This is a genomic window from Desulfuromonas versatilis (assembly GCF_019704135.1).
Classification (GTDB): Bacteria; Desulfobacterota; Desulfuromonadia; order Desulfuromonadales; family NIT-T3; genus Desulfuromonas_A; species Desulfuromonas_A versatilis.
Map to the genome: position 1 here is coordinate 4,055,584 of NZ_AP024355.1, position 17,833 is coordinate 4,073,416.

18 protein-coding genes are annotated in these 17,833 nt (G+C 65.0%); 6 read left to right on the forward strand and 12 right to left on the reverse strand.

The window, feature by feature from the left end:
* Positions 1 to 40: 40 nt before the first annotated feature.
* From DESUT3_RS18225 to DESUT3_RS18260, 8 genes are all read right to left on the reverse strand, one after another.
* Positions 41 to 2,017: a methyl-accepting chemotaxis protein gene (locus DESUT3_RS18225; RefSeq protein ID WP_225911558.1), complete on the reverse strand. Its 1,977-nt coding sequence runs from the start codon at positions 2,015 to 2,017 to the stop codon at positions 41 to 43.
* Between the two features lie 265 nt (positions 2,018 to 2,282).
* A complete protein-coding gene (locus DESUT3_RS18230; RefSeq protein WP_221249907.1) occupies positions 2,283 to 2,948 on the reverse strand; it encodes a type 1 glutamine amidotransferase in 666 nt (221 codons plus the stop codon).
* 115 nt (positions 2,949 to 3,063) lie between these two features.
* Positions 3,064 to 4,122, reverse strand: a complete 1,059-nt coding sequence (gene modC, locus DESUT3_RS18235; protein ID WP_221249908.1) for a molybdenum ABC transporter ATP-binding protein — start codon at positions 4,120 to 4,122, stop codon at positions 3,064 to 3,066.
* Positions 4,119 to 4,808: a molybdate ABC transporter permease subunit gene (gene modB, locus DESUT3_RS18240; RefSeq protein WP_221249910.1), complete on the reverse strand. Its 690-nt coding sequence runs from the start codon at positions 4,806 to 4,808 to the stop codon at positions 4,119 to 4,121. Before modB ends, modC begins: the two co-directional genes overlap by 4 nt.
* 178 nt (positions 4,809 to 4,986) lie before the next feature.
* Positions 4,987 to 5,991: an ATP-binding cassette domain-containing protein gene (locus tag DESUT3_RS18245; RefSeq protein ID WP_221249911.1), complete on the reverse strand. Its 1,005-nt coding sequence runs from the start codon at positions 5,989 to 5,991 to the stop codon at positions 4,987 to 4,989.
* Positions 5,988 to 6,674 (reverse strand): GTP-binding protein, encoded by a 687-nt coding sequence (locus DESUT3_RS18250; RefSeq protein ID WP_221249912.1) that lies wholly within the window; start codon positions 6,672 to 6,674, stop codon positions 5,988 to 5,990. The genes DESUT3_RS18245 and DESUT3_RS18250 overlap by 4 nt, the downstream gene beginning before the upstream one ends.
* Positions 6,671 to 7,885 (reverse strand): ABC transporter substrate-binding protein, encoded by a 1,215-nt coding sequence (locus DESUT3_RS18255; RefSeq protein ID WP_221249914.1) that lies wholly within the window; start codon positions 7,883 to 7,885, stop codon positions 6,671 to 6,673. Before DESUT3_RS18255 ends, DESUT3_RS18250 begins: the two co-directional genes overlap by 4 nt.
* A 183-nt stretch (positions 7,886 to 8,068) precedes the next feature.
* Positions 8,069 to 8,944, reverse strand: a complete 876-nt coding sequence (locus DESUT3_RS18260; RefSeq protein ID WP_221249915.1) for a radical SAM protein — start codon at positions 8,942 to 8,944, stop codon at positions 8,069 to 8,071.
* Between the two features lie 639 nt (positions 8,945 to 9,583).
* Between DESUT3_RS18260 and nifE the strand changes: the two genes are divergently transcribed.
* The 6 genes from nifE (at position 9,584) to DESUT3_RS18290 (ending at position 14,689) form a co-directional block, all read left to right on the forward strand.
* The gene (gene nifE / locus DESUT3_RS18265; protein WP_221249916.1) at positions 9,584 to 10,936 is read left to right on the forward strand and encodes a nitrogenase iron-molybdenum cofactor biosynthesis protein NifE; all 1,353 of its coding nucleotides are present in this window, start codon (positions 9,584 to 9,586) and stop codon (positions 10,934 to 10,936) included.
* Entirely contained in the window at positions 10,924 to 12,225 is a 1,302-nt protein-coding gene (gene nifN, locus DESUT3_RS18270) for a nitrogenase iron-molybdenum cofactor biosynthesis protein NifN (RefSeq protein ID WP_221249917.1), read from the forward strand. Before nifE ends, nifN begins: the two co-directional genes overlap by 13 nt.
* A 58-nt stretch (positions 12,226 to 12,283) precedes the next feature.
* A complete protein-coding gene (locus DESUT3_RS18275) occupies positions 12,284 to 13,294 on the forward strand; it encodes a nitrogen fixation protein NifQ (RefSeq protein ID WP_221249918.1) in 1,011 nt (336 codons plus the stop codon).
* A gap of 113 nt (positions 13,295 to 13,407) precedes the next feature.
* Positions 13,408 to 13,818: a thioredoxin domain-containing protein gene (locus DESUT3_RS18280; protein WP_221249920.1), complete on the forward strand. Its 411-nt coding sequence runs from the start codon at positions 13,408 to 13,410 to the stop codon at positions 13,816 to 13,818.
* A gap of 20 nt (positions 13,819 to 13,838) precedes the next feature.
* On the forward strand, positions 13,839 to 14,255 hold the full coding sequence (locus DESUT3_RS18285) for an SseB family protein (protein ID WP_221249921.1): 417 nt from the start codon (positions 13,839 to 13,841) through the stop codon (positions 14,253 to 14,255).
* 68 nt (positions 14,256 to 14,323) lie between these two features.
* A complete protein-coding gene (locus DESUT3_RS18290) occupies positions 14,324 to 14,689 on the forward strand; it encodes a hypothetical protein (protein ID WP_221249922.1) in 366 nt (121 codons plus the stop codon).
* Positions 14,690 to 14,866: 177 nt separating this feature from the next.
* Here the strand turns inward: DESUT3_RS18290 and DESUT3_RS18295 are convergent, their stop codons facing one another.
* The 4 genes from DESUT3_RS18295 to nifK all read right to left on the reverse strand — a co-directional run bounded on the left by DESUT3_RS18295 (position 14,867) and on the right by nifK (position 17,714).
* Complete coding sequence (locus DESUT3_RS18295; RefSeq protein WP_221249923.1) at positions 14,867 to 15,226, reverse strand: NifB/NifX family molybdenum-iron cluster-binding protein; 360 nt, start codon at positions 15,224 to 15,226, stop codon at positions 14,867 to 14,869.
* 90 nt (positions 15,227 to 15,316) lie between these two features.
* Entirely contained in the window at positions 15,317 to 15,586 is a 270-nt protein-coding gene (fdxB, locus tag DESUT3_RS18300; RefSeq protein ID WP_221249924.1) for a ferredoxin III, nif-specific, read from the reverse strand.
* A gap of 94 nt (positions 15,587 to 15,680) precedes the next feature.
* Positions 15,681 to 16,130, reverse strand: a complete 450-nt coding sequence (gene nifX, locus DESUT3_RS18305; protein ID WP_318835957.1) for a nitrogen fixation protein NifX — start codon at positions 16,128 to 16,130, stop codon at positions 15,681 to 15,683.
* Positions 16,131 to 16,244: 114 nt separating this feature from the next.
* On the reverse strand, positions 16,245 to 17,714 hold the full coding sequence (gene nifK / locus DESUT3_RS18310) for a nitrogenase molybdenum-iron protein subunit beta (protein ID WP_221249925.1): 1,470 nt from the start codon (positions 17,712 to 17,714) through the stop codon (positions 16,245 to 16,247).
* Positions 17,715 to 17,833 lie beyond the last annotated feature (119 nt).

Genomic DNA, 17,833 nt, shown 5'->3' on the forward strand with positions numbered 1-17,833 from the left:
GTCCGGCGGCCCCTCGCGGCCATCCTGCCCTCAGAAAGGATCAGTACCTGCCGAATTCCTGGTCTTCCAGGGCGATAAACGTCTCCGGGTGCCGTTTCGGGGCCGCTTTGGGTTCGGCCTCGGCCATGGAGCTCCAGGAGATCGCCTCCTGCTTGGGGCTGGGCTTGGCCGGAGCTTGCTTGGTAATTTCCCCGCCCACCTGGCCTTTCAGCTTGAAGCGGTGGAGCATCTGCCCCAGCTGGGCGGCCTGCCCGGAGAGTTCCTGGGCCGCCGCGGCGCTGGTTTCGGCATAGGCGGTGTTCTGCTGGGTCACCTGGTCGATCTGCCCCAACCCCTGGTTGATCTCGCCGAGGCCGGTCGCCTGGTCACGGCTGGCCTCGGCGATTTCCGCAACCAGCCCGGAAATGCGGGTCACCATGCCGACGATCTCCTCGAAGCCGGCCGCGGTCCCCCCGGCGATCCGGGAGCCCGCCTCGGTCTTTTTCACCGACCCGGCGATCAGCTCGGCGGTCTCCTTGGCCGCCGCGGCGCTGCGGGCGGCCAGGCTGCGCACCTCCTCGGCGACCACGGCGAAGCCCTTGCCGTGCTGGCCGGCCCGGGCCGCTTCCACCGCCGCGTTGAGGGCCAGCAGGTTGGTCTGGAAGGCGATCTCGTCGATGGTCTTGATGATCCGCGAGATGTTCTGCCCGGCCTGCTGGATTTCGGCCATGGCCGCGACCATCTGCTTCATCTGCTCGTTGCCGCGGTCGGCGGCCCCCTGGGCCTGGCTGGTCAGCTGGTTGGCGTTGGTGGCGTTTTCGGCGTTCTGGGTGGTCTGGGCCGCCAGTTGGGTCATCGAGGCCGAAATCTCTTCCAGGGAACTGGCCGATTCGGTGGCCCCCTGGGAGAGGGCCTGACTGGCCTCGGCGACCTGGCCGCTGCTGGCGGTGAACTGTTCGGCAGCCCCCTGCACCTGGCCGAGCAGCCCGTTCATGTCCTCGGCCATTTTCTGCAATGCGCCGCGCAGTTGATCCTGGTCGTCCACCGGATGCACCTCGATGTCCAGATCCCCGTGCGCCATGGCCTGCAGCGCAGCGACCACCTCGTGCTCCAGATTGTCGGCGAAGGCGTTGAGGGCCCTGGCCATGTCGGCGAATTCGTCCCGGCGGGCACCGACCTCCAGGCGGGCCGAAACCCTTCCTTTCCCCAGGTCTTCCGCCATGGCCACGGTCCTTTTCAAAATTTTGATCATGGAGACGATGAACCAGACGAACAGGGGGAATAGAACCGCTACGGTCGCCAGCAGGGCGATCCACAACCCGTTTTGGGCTTTTCCCGACGCGCTCGCCAGGCTCGCCTGGGCAGTGGCGGTCAGGCGGTCGGCCTCCTCGGAGACGCGGGTGAAATCCGCCTGGGCCCGGGCGGCGCCCTGGTGGATGTTCTCGGAGAGTTCGCCGAGGGTGCGGGAGATGAAGAAATACATCTTGGCCATGGAAACCAGCATCGAACCCTGCCGGCCGACAAACTCCGGCGTACCGGGCTCCAGGGCGAAGAGATCAGGTAGCTCGTATTCGAGCAGAACCTGCACGTCGCTGAAATTGCCGATGATCTGATCGGCCAGGGTGATGCCGTTGGTCCCGGGAATTGCCCGGTCGGCGCCGGGCATCTCCCGCACCACCTCGGCCTGCCTGACCAGGGCCGCGGCCTGGCCCATGATCTCTTCGACGGTGATCCCTTTGCTGCGCAGGTTGGACCCGTCGACCACGGCCTGCTGGAGGCTGATCAGGCCGGCATTGAGCTTGCCCAGCGCCTGGACCTGGGCTTCCAGGGTCAGGGCGTGGTCGGCGGACTCAGCGAGTTGCTGGCGGGTCTGGATCTGCGCCAGGAAAACGGACTGGGCCGAACGGGAGAGAAAGGTGCTGGCCCAGTAGCCGATGCCGGCGATTGTCAAAAAACCGACCAGGCCCACCAGGGAGATCAGCGTCATTTTCATCCCGATGGTGCGCTTCTCCAACAGCCTGAATCCCCCTGCTTTCATGACCGACTCCTTCCGATAACTGGGCCCACAGATTCCACGTCTGGCTACCGGGGAAACCATTATTGCAATTGCCGCACCAAGCAAGAGACAAGCCGGCTCTGGACCCAAGTCATGGATATTTAGAGGTTCTGCGAAAGGGTCACGCACAGGACGCGGCGGAGCGCCGGCAGGACCAAGGAAAGCCGGCTGCCCAGGGGAGTCGGCTAGGGGAAACCCGTTGCAAGGGGGGAGGGAAAATCGGCAGGAAACGCGGGGCGGGATCGGGTCAATCCGCCTTGCCAAGCAGGCGCAGGAAATTGGCGAGGAGCCTCCCGGAGGTCGCCAGATGCCGGTCCAGGCCGGCGCGAAAACCCGTGACCACCTCCTCCCCGGCGCCGGTAAAACGGCTCCAGGCGGCGACGATCGTCTCGTCCACCTCGGGATGAAACTGCAGCCCCCAGGCGCGCCGATAGCGAAAGGCCTGGCCCGGGCAGTGCCGGGAAAGGGCCAGGTGAACGGCTCCGCCCGGGATGTCGAAACTGTCGCTGTGCCATTGCAGCGAATGGAAGGTCGGGGAGACCCCGGCAAAAAGCGGATCGCTCTGGGCTGCGGGGGTCAGCTGCAGCGGCAGCAGGCCCCGCTCGCCGCGGTGGTTGCAGGTCACCGGGGCCCCCAGCACCTCGGCCAGCAGCTGTCCGCCCAGACAGATGCCGAGCAGGGGAATTTCCCGCTCGACGGCCGCGGCCATAAACTCCTTGAGCGGGGTCAAATAGGGGTAGCGCAGGGTGTCGTGCACGCTCATGTAGCCGCCCAGCACCATCAGGCCGGAAACCTGGGAGAAATCGGGCAGCGGCTCGCCGTCGCAGAGACGCACGACCCGCGCGGGCCGATCGGCCCGCGGCCCGAACAGCCCAGCCGGAACCCGCTGGTCATTTTGAATGATGGTAAGCATCCGCTCCCTCGTGATTCGTGATTCGTGATTCGTGATTCGTGATTCGTGATTCGTGATTCGTGATTCGTGACCGGTGACTCGTGACTGGTGACTCCTCACTCCTGAATTCTGCCCCTCAATACAACCGCCGGAAAGCCGAGGCCTTGATGATCGCGTAAAGTTCCGCTCCGCGGCGGATCTCCAGGTCGCGGGCGGCATCGTGCACCACCTGGGACACCAGCCGCTGGCCGCCGCAGTCGAGCTCGACCCCCACCCGGTTGCCCGTCTCGAACACCTCGGTGACCCGGCAGTGCAGCAGGTTGCGGGCGCTCGAGGCCTCGGGATGGCGCTTGAACAGGGTGATGTCCTTGGAGGAGAGCTCGTACATGGCCGCGCCGCCGCCATTGGCCCCGTCGGAGAGGACCAACTCGTGCTCCCCCCAGCGGTAGGCCCAGAGGTCGTCCTGGGGACGGGGGCTGTGCAGCTCCATCAGGTTGATGTAACCCACCTGACTGGAGGCCATCCGCTGCCGGGCCAGATCTTCCACGGACACCTGGGCGGCCAGGCGCCCGGCCTCGAAGACCAGCACCTCCTCGGTCATCAGGCGCATCTCGTTGAGGGAGTGGGAGATGAACAGCAGCGGGATGTCGAATTCGGAAAAGACCTTCTGCAGGTAGGGGATGATCTGGTACTTGAGCCCCTCGTCGAGCCCGGTCAGCGGCTCGTCCATGAGGATGAAGCGCGGGCAGGTGAGCACCGCCCGGCCCAAAGCCACCCGCTGGCGCTCGCCGCCGGAAAGGGTGCCGACCCCGCGCCCGAGCAGGTGGGTGATGTTGAGCACCTCGGCGATGGCCCCGGGGTCGATCTTGCGCTCGTGCCCGGGGGTGCGCCGGTAACCGTAGAGCAGGTTGCGCTGCACGCTAAGATGCGGAAACAGGTGGGCATGCTGGAAGACCACCGCCAGGCGGCGCCGCTCGGGCGAGAGCCGCACCCCTGTGGCCGAGTCGTAGAGGGGCTCGCCGTCGAGACGAATGTACCCGGCGTCGGGGTGAACCAGCCCGGCCAGCATCCCCACCAGGGTCGATTTGCCGCTGCCCGATTTGCCGAAAATGCCGATGCGGCTCACCTCCACGCGGAACTCGGCGTCGAAGCGGAAGGAGCCGAAACTTTTTTGCAGGCAGACCTCCAGCCTCATCCCCGCACCTCCCGCCGGAAGCGCCTCACCAGGGCCTCGTTGCCGAGCAGCACCGCCAGGGAGAGAACGATGGAGACCAGGCACAGCGACAGCGCCAGGCGGTCCCCCCCGGGCGTGCTGGTGTAGTCGTAGATGGCCAGGGGAATGGTCTGGGTCACCCCGGGGATGTTGCCGGCGATGATGATGGTGGCGCCGAATTCGCCGAGGCTGCGGGCGAACATCAGGGTGGCGCCGGCCAGGATCGAGCGGCCCGAGAGGGGGAGGATGACGGTGAACAGGGCGTCGAGACGTCCGGCCCCCAGGGTGCGCGAGGCCTGGATCAGCTTCTCGTCGATCCCCTCCATGCCGATGCGGATCGAGCGCACCAGCAGCGGAAAGCCGACCACCATCGAGGCGATCACCGCCGCCTTCCAGGTGAAGATGACGCGAATCCCCAGCTGCGCCAGCAGCCCACCGAGCCAGCCCTTGTTCCCCAGCAGGAGCAGCAGCAGATAGCCCACCACCACCGGCGGCAGCACCAGCGGCAGGTTGATGACCCCGTCGAAGAGGGCCTTGGCGCGCATGCGGGTGAACACCAGCAGGTAAGCGGCGACGAACCCCAGGGGGAGCGAGGCGACGGTGGCCACGGTGGCCACCTTGGCCGAAAGCCAGATGGCCTGAAAATCTGCGGGGGTCAGCTCGAGCATGGACGCGAATGACTCGTGATTGCCAATGGGTGAGGGGTGAAATGGGCCTGGCCGCGCGACCCGGGACTCTCCGACAATTCGCGAAACCCGGGTGAAGAAGGCCGGATGAAATTGTCCAACATCTTCGCGGAGAAAGCAAGGCGGGAGAAGGCCGCGGGGCACCTGGCGCCAGCCCGGTCTAAAAATCGAAATCGATGGTCTCCCCGCGCCGCAGCGCCTCGCGCACCGCCAGCAGGCGCCGGTCGAGGGCCTCGAGGGCGCGGCGGTTGGCCCGCTCGCGCTCGCTGGTGACCAGCACCTGGCGGATGCCGCCACCGGCGATGACCAGCCGCCGGTCGCCGGAGAGAGCCAGCAGCGGGTCGTGGGTCGCCATGAGCACGATCTTCTCCTTTTTCACCAGCAGCTCCAGGGCGCGGCGCCGATCGACCCCGGCGTTCTCGATCTCGTCGATGAGCACGATGGGCGAGGCGCTCAGACAGGCCGTGTCGGCGATCATCAGCGCCCGCGACTGCCCGCCGGAGAGGGCGGTGACCGGCGTCTCGGCGGTGAACGGCTCGCCGGCCAGCTCCACGGCGGTGGCGAAGATCTGCTCGACCACCGCCTGGCTGTCGTCGACCAGGCGGCTTTCGGCGTGCAGGGTGAGAAACTCGCGCACCGAGAGGTCCATGACGAAATTCATGTTCTGCGAGAGCTGGGCGACCAGGCGCTGCTCCCCCGAGAGCCGCGCCGCCTCGTCCGGCGGCCGGTCGTCGAGCAGGATGCGGCGGCCGCTGGGGGTGTCCCCCTGGGCCATGCATTCGATGTCGGCCAGCAGCCGGCTCTTGCCCGAGCCGGTGGGGCCGACCACGCAAACCACCTCGCCGGGGGCAAACTCCAACTGGACATCCTCGGGCCGCCCCTGCTTGTCGCGCCCGCCGAGCAGGGTCACCTTGCGCACCGGTTGGTCTCCGCCGTGCTGGAACTGCTCCATGTGCCGGGCGAAATCGACGAACTGGGCGGCCAGCGCGGCGTGGTCCAGGCCGAGCTCGGCTAGCTGCGCGGCCTGCAGGCCGGCGAAAAAGGCGGCGGGGCACTGCCCCGGGCCCGGCATGCCGAGCTGCAGGGCGACAAAGAAATCCCGCAGGTAGGGTCGTTGCTCGAGCAGCTCGCTCACCGGCTGCTGCAACAGCTCGCGTTCGCTCATGAGAAATCCATGGTCTTGACGTTGCCGATCTGGCAATCGCGGCCGATGCGGGTTTCGCCCAGGCAGTAGGAACACAGGGCCGCGGGCATGCTGAAGCGCAGCCGCACCTGCTCCAGGCTGTCGGTCTCGGCGGCCCCCTGCAGATGCTTGTGCAGCAGCAGGGCCCCCTGGCCGGTGAGGCCGTTGACCGGCAGCACCGCCGCGCGGGGATTGACCTGGCGCACCCGGAAGGCGAAGACCTCGCGCTCGGCCTGGGAGACGATGTCCCCCTTGGTGATCACCACCACGTCGGCGGTCTTGAGCATGGGGCCGATCTTGCGCGGGGTATGCACGCCGCTCAGGTTGTCGATCACGCACACCGCCAGCACCTCGCGGATATGCGGCGAGCAGCGGTTGCAGAGCCCGGCGCTCTCCACCATCAGCAGGTCGAAGCCGCTGCGCCGCCCCCACTGCACCCCCTGCTCGATGTTGGCGACGAAGAAATGGTCGGGGCACAGCCCCCCCGCCAGGCCGGTCTTCACCGGGATGCCGGCCTTCTCGTAGCGCTGCTGGTCGTCGCTGGAGAGGCAGTCGAACTTGATGACGCCGACCCGCAAGCCCGCGTCGGCCAGCCCCTCGGCAACCCGCAGCACCACCGAGGTCTTGCCGCTGGAGGGGGGACCGGCCAGGGTGACCAGCTTCACTTGAGCACTCCCTGCACCGCCGGGAGAAACACCTTGTCGATGGCGGCGTTGACCGCCTGGATGTCGTTCTCGCGCAGCCAGTCCCAGCCCAGCCACTTGAGCGGGGCGTCCTGCAACTCGCCGGCCACCTCGGCGTGGGGGACCGGGAAGCGGGCCCCGACCAGGGCCCTGGCCAGGTCGGGGCCGGTCAGGTAATCGAGCACCGGCTTGAGCTCGGCGACCTTTTCCCGCTTCACCTGCAGGGTCACGGGGCTGGCCAGGGCGCCGTCCTCGGGCCAGATGATGGCGAGTTTTTCCCGGTTCTTGACCCGGTGGGCGAAAAACTCGGGCATGACGTAGAGCGCGCCGCCGCTGCCGGCGTCGATCTGCTTGACCATCTGCGCCGGGTGCAGCCCCTGCATGACGTTGGGGGCCAACCGCAGCAGCGCCTCGTTGCCGCCTGCCTGGTAAATGGGCAGCAGCACCGCGTGGCAGAAAAAGTCCTGGTTGCCGCGCAGGGTGACGCTCCCCTTCCAGATCGGGTCCTGCAGATCGTCCCAGCGCTGGGGCAGCGGCCGATCGCCGAGCGTCTCCAGGTCGGCGACGATCACCAGGGGATTGACGCCGAAGACGAAATACTGCTCGAGGGGATCGGGGATGCCGGCGGCGGCAAAGGCCGGGGTCGGCCGGAGCGAGCCGTAACTGACGTAATGCCCCGGCTCGACGAAGCGCTTGTAGAAGCCGTGGTAGTAGAAGACGTTGAAGTCGGCCGAGACGATGATGTCCGGCAGCTCCTCCAGCGTCTCGATGGTGCTGACGAAGGGGTAGTAGGAGAGCTCCTGGTTGAGGTTGCCCTCCACCGCGTAGGTGATGTCGAGCCCCTCGCGCTGCTTGAGCTCTTCGAGAAAGCCGCTGATCACCCGCCCGAAGGGGACCTTGAGCCCGCAGGGCATCAGCGCCAGCAGGGTCAGCTCGCCCGCCTTGCGGATGTCGTCCAGCCCCGGCGCCTCGAAGACGTCTTCCACCATGAGGGTTTCCTGGAGCAGCCGCACGAAGGAGTCGGCGGCGATCCCCCGGCTGCGCAGGGCGGTCCCCAGGGTAAGAAACGGCGCCAGCACCCGCAGGCCGTCCTCGCTGACCAGCGCCCCCAGCCCATGGGCGGCGAACACCGGGCGGGTTTCGGGGTGGCGGGTCAGCAGATTGGCGATGGTCTGATCGAGTATTTCGTTCATGAGTTACCCCAGAGAAAGCAATTGGCCACGGATAAAATCTGATCAAATCTGATTTTCAAGGGCAAAAAATGCGGCCCGAAACCTAGACCTTTATCCAGACCCAACCAAGGCCTTTGATTTATCGGACTTTATCCGATCTTATCCGTGGCCGATTGCCTTTTAATGGTTTGCCTTCCCGTTCTCCTACCCCGCCTTGGCCTCGAGGGCGGCCAGGTCGATGTCCTGCCCCACCACCCCGGCGGCGTCGGCACGGCACTGCTTGCAGTGGCGGGCCTGGGAGAGGATCAGCTCGGCCTGGTTGCGCACCATCTCCATGGTGGCCTCGCTGGGCGGATCGATGTCTTTGAACAGCCCCACCGGGATAACCGGCATGATGTTCATCATGCTGGCGCCCAGCTCGCGCACCTTGACCGCCAGCTCCAGGGTTTCATGATCGTTGACGCCGGGGATGTAGACGTGGTTGATCTTGACCAGCATGCCGGCCGCGGCGGCCAGTTTGAGCCCCTTGAGCTGCTGGTCGATGAGGATGGCGGCGGCCTCCTCCCCCTCGAGCTTGTGGCCGCTGACCTTGATCCATTCGTAGACCTTGGCGCCGGTCTCGGGGGTCAGGGCGTTGATGGTTATGGTCAGGCTGTGCACGTCGTGCTCGACGATGGTCTCGACCATCTCCGGCAGGCGCAGGCCGTTGGTCGACAGGCAGAGGGTCATCTCCGGAAAGGCCTCGCGCACCCGCTTGAAGGTCTCGAAGGTCTTGGGATTGGCCAGCGGGTCGCCGGGGCCGGCGATCCCCACCACCTTGAGCTTGGCGCCGCCCTGCTTTTCCATGTGCCGCTGGACCAGCCGCACCCGCTCCACCGCCTGTTCGGGGGTCAGCACCCGGCTGGTGACGCCGGGCCGGCTTTCGTTGGCGCAGTCGAACTTGCGTTCGCAGAAACCGCACTTGATGTTGCACCCCGGCGCGACGGGGAGATGAATGCGGCCGGCCTTGCTGTGGTCGCCGCCGAAGCAGGGGTGATCGGTCTGGGCCTTCATCTTCATCATGGGGCATCCGGTAGCCATGGTCGCTCTCCTTTTTCAGGGAAAACAAACGGCGCTTTTCGGGTTGATCCGAAAAGCGCCGTTGCCGGTTTGAACGAAAAAAGCCCCGGGAGGAGTCGTCCTCGCCGGGGCTTCTTTGCCATATTTTCAAGGACACCCCATTGTGCCCCCGATGTTTGGGATTTGCCTGTCTTCAAAGCATGGGGCGTGCCAAGCCGATAAGCCTCTGAATTCATTGAATTCACAATCTGCCGCCTGCCTTGCCTGCTTATCTTTTGGGCAGATGAGCCAGCAAAGCGAAGCATTTTTATGCATTCGGCGGGAGCGATCGGGGGCAGCACTGGCGCGTGAATTCAGGCTTTCCAGGTCAAGCCAATGGAATCATAAATTTTTTTCTCTTTTCAGACGGACATGGCGAGGCTTTTGCAGTTGCTTCCAGACAAATAAAATCTTTTCTTACCACGAAGGACACGAAGGGCACGAAGAAAACGCCCGATATTTTGCCTTTACTTCGTGTTCTTCGTGTCCTTCGTGGTGAATTTACCCATTTTCGAATTCAAACCATCGCCCCGGCACCGCCGCCGGGCACGCTGAGCCCCCTCCCAACGGTGCGACGGGACTGATTGATTCTCTGGAAGCTTTTTCAGAAAGGATCGGACCTTGGCACCCAAACCGAAAATCCGCGAACTGCTCGACGAAAGCGCCTGCACCCATAACAAGACCAAGAAGGCCGCCTGCAACGCGCCGACGCCCGGGGCCACCACCGGCGGCTGCGCCTTCGAGGGGGCGCAGATCTCGCTGTTCCCCTACGCCGACGCCGCCCACCTGGTGCACGGCCCCATCACCTGCCTGGGCGCCTCCTGGGAGACCCGCGCCACCCGGACCAGCTACCCGGGGCGCGACCTGACCCAGATGGGCTTCACCACCGGCATCTCCACCAACGACGTGGTCTTCGGCGGCGAACAGAAGCTGCTCGACTCCATCGCCTATATCGTGGAGCATTACGCGCCCGAGGCGGTGTTCGTCTACGCCACCTGCGTCACCGCGCTGATCGGCGACGACCTCGACGCGGTCTGCAAGGCCGCCAAGCAGAAATACGGCATCCCCGTGGTGCCGGTGCACGCCCCCGGCTTCGTCGGCAGCAAGAACCTCGGCAGCCGCCTGGGGGGCGAGGCGGCCCTGGCGCACCTGGTGGGGACCAAGGAGCCCGAGGTCAGCACCCCCTTCGACATCAACCTGATCGGCGAGTACAACGTCACCGGCGACATGTGGCAGTACACCCCGCTGCTCGAGGAACTGGGCATCCGCGTGCTCTCCACCCTGAGCGGCGACGGGCGCGTGGCCAGCATCCGCACCGCCCACCGGGCGCGGCTCAACGTCATCGTCTGCGCCAAGTCGCTGATCTCCCTGACCCGCAAGATGGAGGAGAAGTACGGCATCCCGTCGATCTCCCTCTCCTTCTACGGCAAGCGCGACACCTCGAACGGCCTGCGGGCCATCGCCGAGGCGCTCGGCGACGCCGACCTTGTCGCCCGGACCAACGCGCTGATCGAGCGCGAGGAGGCGCGGCTGGAGGAAAAGTTGCGCCCCTACCGGGAGCTGTTTAAAGGCAAGAAGGCGGTGCTCAACACCGGCGGCAACAAGACCTGGTCTATCGCTTCGGCCCTGCAGGATCTGGGGATCGAGGTGGTGGCGACGGCGGTCAAAAAAGCCACCGAGAGCGACCGCGAGAAGGCCCGCGAGTACCTGGGCGAGAACGGGGTGCTGATGATGGACCCGGGCAGCGAGCAGGCCAAGATCATCGACGCCACCGGCGCCCACCTGCTGCTGGCCGGCGGGCGCAGCCTCTACACGGCGATCAAGAAGCGCATCAGCTTCATCGACGTCAACCAGGAAAAGAAAAAGAGCTACGGCGGCTACGACGGGCTGCTGAACCTGGCCGAGGATCTGAAAAACGCGCTGGAAAACCCGGTATTCAAAACCGTCGCGAAGAGGGCCCCATGGGAGAAGTAATCCGCAAACCGATCAAGCCGCTGCAGGTCAACCCGATCAAGCTCTCCCAGCCGATGGGGGCGACCCTGGCGTTTCTCGGCATCGACAAGTGCATGCCGCTGATGCACGGGGGCCAGGGGTGCGCCTCGTTCACCAAGGTGTTCATGACCCGCCATTTCAGCGAGCCCATCGCCATCCAGACCACGGCGGTCACCGACGTCACGGCGATCCTCGACGGCGGCGACTACAGCATCGTCGAGGCGATCAAGAACATCACCAAGAAGGCCAGCCCCAGCCTGATCGGCCTGCACACCACGGGGCTGCCCGAGACCAAGGGGGACGACATCCGCGGGGTGGCCGCGAAGATCGACTTTCCGCTGGTCCACGTCAACACCCCCGACTACGAGGGGGGGCTGGAGAGCGGCTGGGCGCTGGCGGTCAAGGCGATCATCGAGCAGCTGGTCGAGGCCAGCGAGGAGCTCGACGGCAACAAGCTGGTGCTGCTGCCCCACGTCAGCCTGCAGCCCATCGAGGTGGAGAAGCTCAAGGAGTTCATCGCCGGCTTCGGCTTCGAGGTGCTGGCCCTGCCCGATCTCTCCACTTCGCTGGACGGTTATCTCGGCGAGAAGCAGGGCTCGCTGAGCGGCGGCGGCATCAGCGTCGAGCAGATCCGCGCCCTGGCCGATGCGGGCCTGGTGCTCTCGGTGGGCGATTCGATGCTGGGGGCCGCCAAGGCGCTGCTGGAAAAAAATCCCGCCATGCGCCACCACCATTTCGCCCATCTCTCCGGGCTGGAGGCGACGGACGCGCTGGTCGAGCGGCTGCTGGCCGAAACCGGTTTCCAGAAGCCGCCGGCGAGCGTCATCCGCTGGCGCAAGCGCCTGCAGGACGCCATGCTTGACAGCCACTTTTCCCTGGGCCAGACTCGTTTTGCGGTGGCCGCCGAGCCCGACCAGCTGGCCGGCGTTTGCGCCTCGCTCCGCGAGGCGGGTGGCCGGGTGCGGCTGGCCATCGCCACCGTCGATTCGCCGCAGTTGGTGAAGATCCCGGCGGAGAAGGTGCTGGTCGGCGACCTGGAGGATGCCGAGAACCTGCAGGACGATTACGACCTGATCGTCGGCAACTTTCACGCCGAGGCCCTCGCCCATCGCTTTCACAAGGGGCTGGTGGTGCGCGGTTTCCCCAACTGGGAGCAGATCGGCAACCAGCTGAAGAACGACGTGCTCTACGAGGGCGGGGCGTATTTCCTGTTCGAGGCGGCCAATGTCGCGGAGGCGATGCGGGCTGCAACCCATCACGGCCGCGACTGATCTGACCGATCGGCCGGATCCGACGGATCGGCCGCGGCCCAAGGCGAAAAGGCAGAAAATGACTGGCTACACCGACACCATCCTGCGCTGGGCCGCCGATACGCGGCGGGCCGGCGAGTTGCCCGAGCCCGACGGCGTCGGCGAGGTGGGCCTGGAGGCCGGCGAAGCCGGCCGACGCCTGGCGGTGCGTTTTGCCATCCGCACCCGCGAAGGCCGGGTGGCGGATCTACGCTTCCAGGTCTTCGGCTGCGGCTTCACCATCGCCGCCTGTGCCGTCGCGGCCGAACTGGCGGTCGGCCACACCCTCGAGGAAGCGCTGGCGATCTCGCCGGCACGCGTCGATGCCGTGCTCGAAGGACTGCCGAACGAGCGCGGCTATTGCGCCGAGCTGGCCGTGGAGGCCCTGCACGGCGCGGTGGAAAGCGCCCGCGCCCAGGGCCAAACGGTCCAGGCCGACCACCGGAGCGCCCACCCCGACGAGCATGGCCCGCTCCTTGACGCCGAGGACCCGCTCTACCGCGCCCTTATGCGCAGCGCCGCCCCCGAAGGGGTGGCCCGGGAGGACCGCCACCTGTTCGCCTGCCTGCTTGCCGTGGCGGCCCAAGAGCCCCACGGCCTGGCCTCCTCCCTGGGCCTTTCCGCCGAGGAGTTGGAGGCCCTGCGCCAGTTGTTTTTCCCCGGCTTCGACCCGGCGCTTCTCCCCGCCCCCCCCGAGAACCGCCGGCCCGCGCCGGAAATCAACCCGGAAATCCTGGAAATTCTGCTTTCCCATGTCCCTGGCGGTCCCGACGAGGCGCTCCGCCAACCCGCCGCCTGGCTGGCCAGGATCATCGCCGCCCGCGCCGCGCACCCCGGCCACCTGTGGGTCGCCATGGGCCTGTTCGAGCGCCCCGAGCTGAGCGCGGCCATCCGGCGGCTGCTCCCCTCCCTGGCCGCCGCCAACGACAAGGGGATGCGCTGGAAGCGCTACCTGTTCAAGCAGGTCTGCGAGCGGCACGGCTCGCAGCTGTGCAAATCCCCCAACTGCGGGGTGTGCAGCGACTACGCCCTTTGCTTCGCGCCGGAGTAGGCCAGTACGGTTGCAATGAGGGGCAGTGCCTGGCCTGAATAAATTTTTCAAAAAATCTGGGCCGTACCCATCGGCTCTCGAGAATTTTTTACGCAGATAAAGGAGTGACCGCTATGGCCCGCATCATTTTCTGGGAAAAGCCCGGATGCAAGGGAAACGCCCGACAGAAGGAGATCCTGCTCGCCTCCGGGCACGAGCTGGAGGTGCGCAACCTGTTGACCGAACCCTGGACGCAGGAAACCCTGGCCCAGTTTTTCGGCCAGCGCCCGGTGGCCGAGTGGTTCAACCCGAGCAACCCCCAGGTCAAGGCCGGGACCATCGATCCCGCCGCGGTAAGCGCCGAACAGGCGCTCGAGCTGATGGTCCAGGAGCCTCTGTTTATCGTCCGCCCGCTGATGCAGGTCGGCAGCGAGCGCCTGGCCGGCTTCGATGTGCAGCAGGTCCACAACTGGATCGGCCTGGCCCTCGATTCGGTCGGCCCCCGGGACCCGAAAAACTGTCCCTGCGTCACCACCAACCGCTGAGCAGCGAAAAGGAATTTGCCATGAACGAACTGGACAAGGCCCTGGATAAATATATCCAGGACGCTAACGAGCAAGGCCCCTATTACGAGCTGGTGCTCAATACCCAATTCTTTATCCCCACCAACGACGAGCAGGCCTGGGCCGGAAAAACCGAAATCGCCGCCAACGAGTCCATCGCCCCGATCATTGTTCAGTCCGAGGGCAAGCGCTACATGATGCTCTTCGACAGCGAGCAGCGGCTCAGCCAGTGGGCCAAGAAACAGGTCAGCTACGCCGTCCTCCCCGGGCACGCCATCGCCGGGATGACGCCCCCGGGTCTGCACTGGGCGGTGAACATCGGCAGCGGCTTCGCCAAGGAGTTCGTCCCCGATGAGATCGCCTGGCTCAAGAAACTGGTCAGCCAGAGCGACGAAACGCAGGAGGGGCAAGGCGAATAAACAGGGGGGGAGACGCTGCTGCGCTATAATTTATCGCGCCGGTGGATCAATAGCGAAATCCTGCTTTTGTGGTAGGGGCGCGGTTCCAGCGCCCAGGGCGGCAAGACCGCGCCCCTACCGGCAGAAAGGAGTCGCCCCATGGACAGCAGCGAACTCTCCCGCTACCGCGAGTTTCTCAAGGACTCGCTGGGCTGACCATCAACTTCCATCTCACCGACCAGCACCAGGGGATCGACCCACCGCCCCTGCAGAAGCCACCCCGCCCCGACCAGCCCCTCATCCCCCTGCCCGGCCGCGAATCCTTCGGCGGCTTTGCCGGCACCGACCTGCTCGAAGCCATCGCCGCCTACCATCAGCAGCGGATGGACCGTCTGCCGGCGGTGGACGGCGAGGAGGAATTCACCCTCTACCTGGCGCCGGTGGGCAAGATCTGACAGGCCTGCGCCCCGGTGAAAAAACAAAAAAAAGGGCAGAAAGGCTCCCTCAAAACCTTTCTGCCCAAGCCACAGGCAATTGCATCTCTGGAAATGGAACGGCAAAAGCGTGATGAGTAATGAGTGATAAGTGATCAGCAAAGGCTTTTCAACTCCTCACTTATCACTCATTACTCATCACTTGTTACAAGTCTGACACCCTCCGCCGCACAACCGGTCGTGAACCGCGGCGAGAACCTTTTCGATGGGGCCGGCGACACTCAGGGCCTCGATCCCGGCCTTTTTCAACTCCTGCTTGGGGTAGTCGCCGATCATGGCGCTGACCACCGCCCGGCAGTCGTGCAGCCCCTCGGTGATGGTGTCCAGCCGGTTGTGCCGCATGGGGTTTTCCGCGTCGAAGGAGCAGTACTTGTCCACCGGAACCTCCCGGACCAGGGTGGACCCATCGCGGGAGTAATCGTAGACCAGAAACCGTTCGGCATGCCCGAAGTGTTGGTCGACTTCCTTGCCGGATTTTGATGCGACGGCGATACGCATAAAATACTCCGTGAGGGGTGAGGCGTAAGGAGTGAGGAGTTGAAAAACGCTTTTTGCGCCTCACTCCTCACCCCTCACTCCTTACGGTTGTCAAACTTCCATCGGTTTAAAGCTGAAGCACTTCTTCGGGCAGCCCACGCCACAGCCGGCGCAGCCGATGCAGTTGTCCCCGGCGACAATGGTCATGACCATGCGGATCGATTCGCTTTCCTCGTCTTCCAGGTCCAGGGGGCCAAGCACCTTGCGGGCGCAGGACTTGAAGCAGCGGCCGCAGCCGATGCACTTTTCCTCGTCGATCGCCTCGACGAAGGTCGGGGTCCAGGTGGCGCCCCCTTTGGTCAATCCGGTCAGATAAGCCATGGGTACTTCTCCTTCTGGTTAATGATCTGTAGGGGCAGAGTTGTGTGTCTGCCCTTTTTCCCGTGAAGGGCGCACACCCAGGTGCGCCCCTACGTTAATTGTCGGCAAACCCCGGCCGTTCGCTTTTCAGCATCGCCTTACGCAGCCAGGGGGGCGGGTTGCCCTTGAGGACCTCCTGGAGCTTGGCGATCACGTCGGTGATCGGTTCCCTGTCCTTGCTCTTGAGCGGGTGGATCCGCTTGGCAACCAGCCGGGCGGCCGCCGGTCCGCCGATTTCGGCGACATAGACCAGCGCGCAATCGGCGAGCGCCGCACCGCGCGCTTCGATCTTGTCGTCGCTGTGGCCCATCTCGGCCTCGGCCTGAACCTGCACCACGCCGGCAAAACTCGCCTCTTCCGGCCCGATGTTCCAGATGTAGAATTCTTCGGCCTGGCCGAAATGTCCATCGATGTGCACTTTGTCGGTACTGGCGAACGCGACTTTCATGGCAAGTCCTTTCCTGGTGCTGCCACCGATAATGTCGAAACGGCGGGTGCGGATCATGACGTTTCCCTTCGGGAAACAGGTTTCAGGAGTCAGGAATCAGGTGTCAGAAAATTCCTTTTCCTTCCTGATTCCTGAAACCTGACTCCTGGTGCCTCGCTAAGGCCTGAGGCCTTAGCGCATCATTTCAAACTGCCGCTCTTCGCAGGTCTCGTCGACGATGTCGAGGAACTTGTTGCAGATGGCGCTGAGCATGTTGATCGCGCCCTGGTAGCCGATGATCGGGCTGCGATGCAGGTTGACCCGGTCGAAGACCGGGAAGCCGAAGCGGAACAGCGGGATCCCTGCGTCGCGGGCGATGAACTTGCCGTGGGTGTCGCCGATCAGGCCGTCGACCGGGTCGGTCATCAGCAGGCTGCGCATGTGCCAGAGGTCCTTGCCCATGTAGATCTTCCCCTGCTGGCCGAAGGGCGAGCTGTCGAGCAGCGCCTGGATCTCCTTGGCCACCTTCTTGCTCCCCTTGCTGCAGAGGATGTGGTAGGGAACCGCACCCATTTCGAGCAGGAAGGAGATGTAGCCGAGCAGCTGGTCCGGGTCGCCGTAGAGGGCGAATTTCTTGCCGTGGATGTACTGGTGGGCGTCGGTCATGGCGTCCACCGCGCGGCCGCGCTCGGCCTTGAGGCTCTCGGGAATCGGCTTGCCCATCAGCTCGCTGATCTGCATCAGGAAGGCGTCGGTCTTGGCGATGCCCAGCGGCATGGGGATGGCGGCGTGCTTGCCGGCGTAATTCTCGCCAACCCACTTGAAGGTCTTGGCCGCCGACCAGGGGCCGAGGCTGATGGTGGCCTTGCCGTTGATGGAGTCGCCGGCTTCGTCGAGGGGAGTCCCGCCGGCGTAGACCCGGTAGGTGCCGTCGAGGGGCGAGTCGAAGACATCGGAGATGTCGCCGAGGATCACCCCTTCGATGCCGAACTCGGCGAAGATCCGCTTGTACTCGCGGAAGTTGCCGGTGTTGGCGTCGAAGCCGGGGATCAGGTTGAGCTTGCCGGTGCAGCGCCCGTCAACCTTCTTCTCTTCGGTGAGGGTCTGCAGGATCGACAGCAGCATGGCGTCGTAGCCGTGGATGTGCGAGCCGTTGAAGCTGGGGGTGTTGGCGTAGGGGGTCGGGATCTCATCCGGCACCAGCCCCTTGTTGCGGGCGTTCTTGATGAACGCGGTCAGGTCGTCGCCGATGATCTCCGGCATGCAGGAGGTGAAAATGGAGATCATCTTCGGCTTGTACAGGGCGATGCAGTTCTCCAGGCCCTCGTGCAGGTTGTTCTGCCCGCCGAACACCGCGCCGTCCTCGGTCATGGAGTCGGAAACCGCCGGCGCCGGCTCGCGGAAGTGGCGGTTGAGGGTCGAGCGGTAGTAGGAGGCGCACCCCTGGGAGCCGTGCACGAAGGGGAGCGAGCCTTCGAAGGCGTGGGCGACCAGTTCGGCGCCCAGCGGCTGGCAGGTGTGGGGCGGCATGACCACCAGCGCTTCGCGCTTGAAGTTGAGCTCTTTGTACTCTTCGGTATTGATCCAGTTGGCGACCCGTTCGATCTCCTCGGCGGGAGTCTCGGTCACCGGCTTGACTTCTAATCCAAGATTGTTGGCCATCGTCGTATCTCCTGGCAGCGGACTCATCCGTCACGCCGCCGAAAAATATTGCGTTTCTTCGTAGGGGCGAATCTACCATTCACCCTTGCCTGGGCACTCGCCCGGTCCAGGGCGACCAC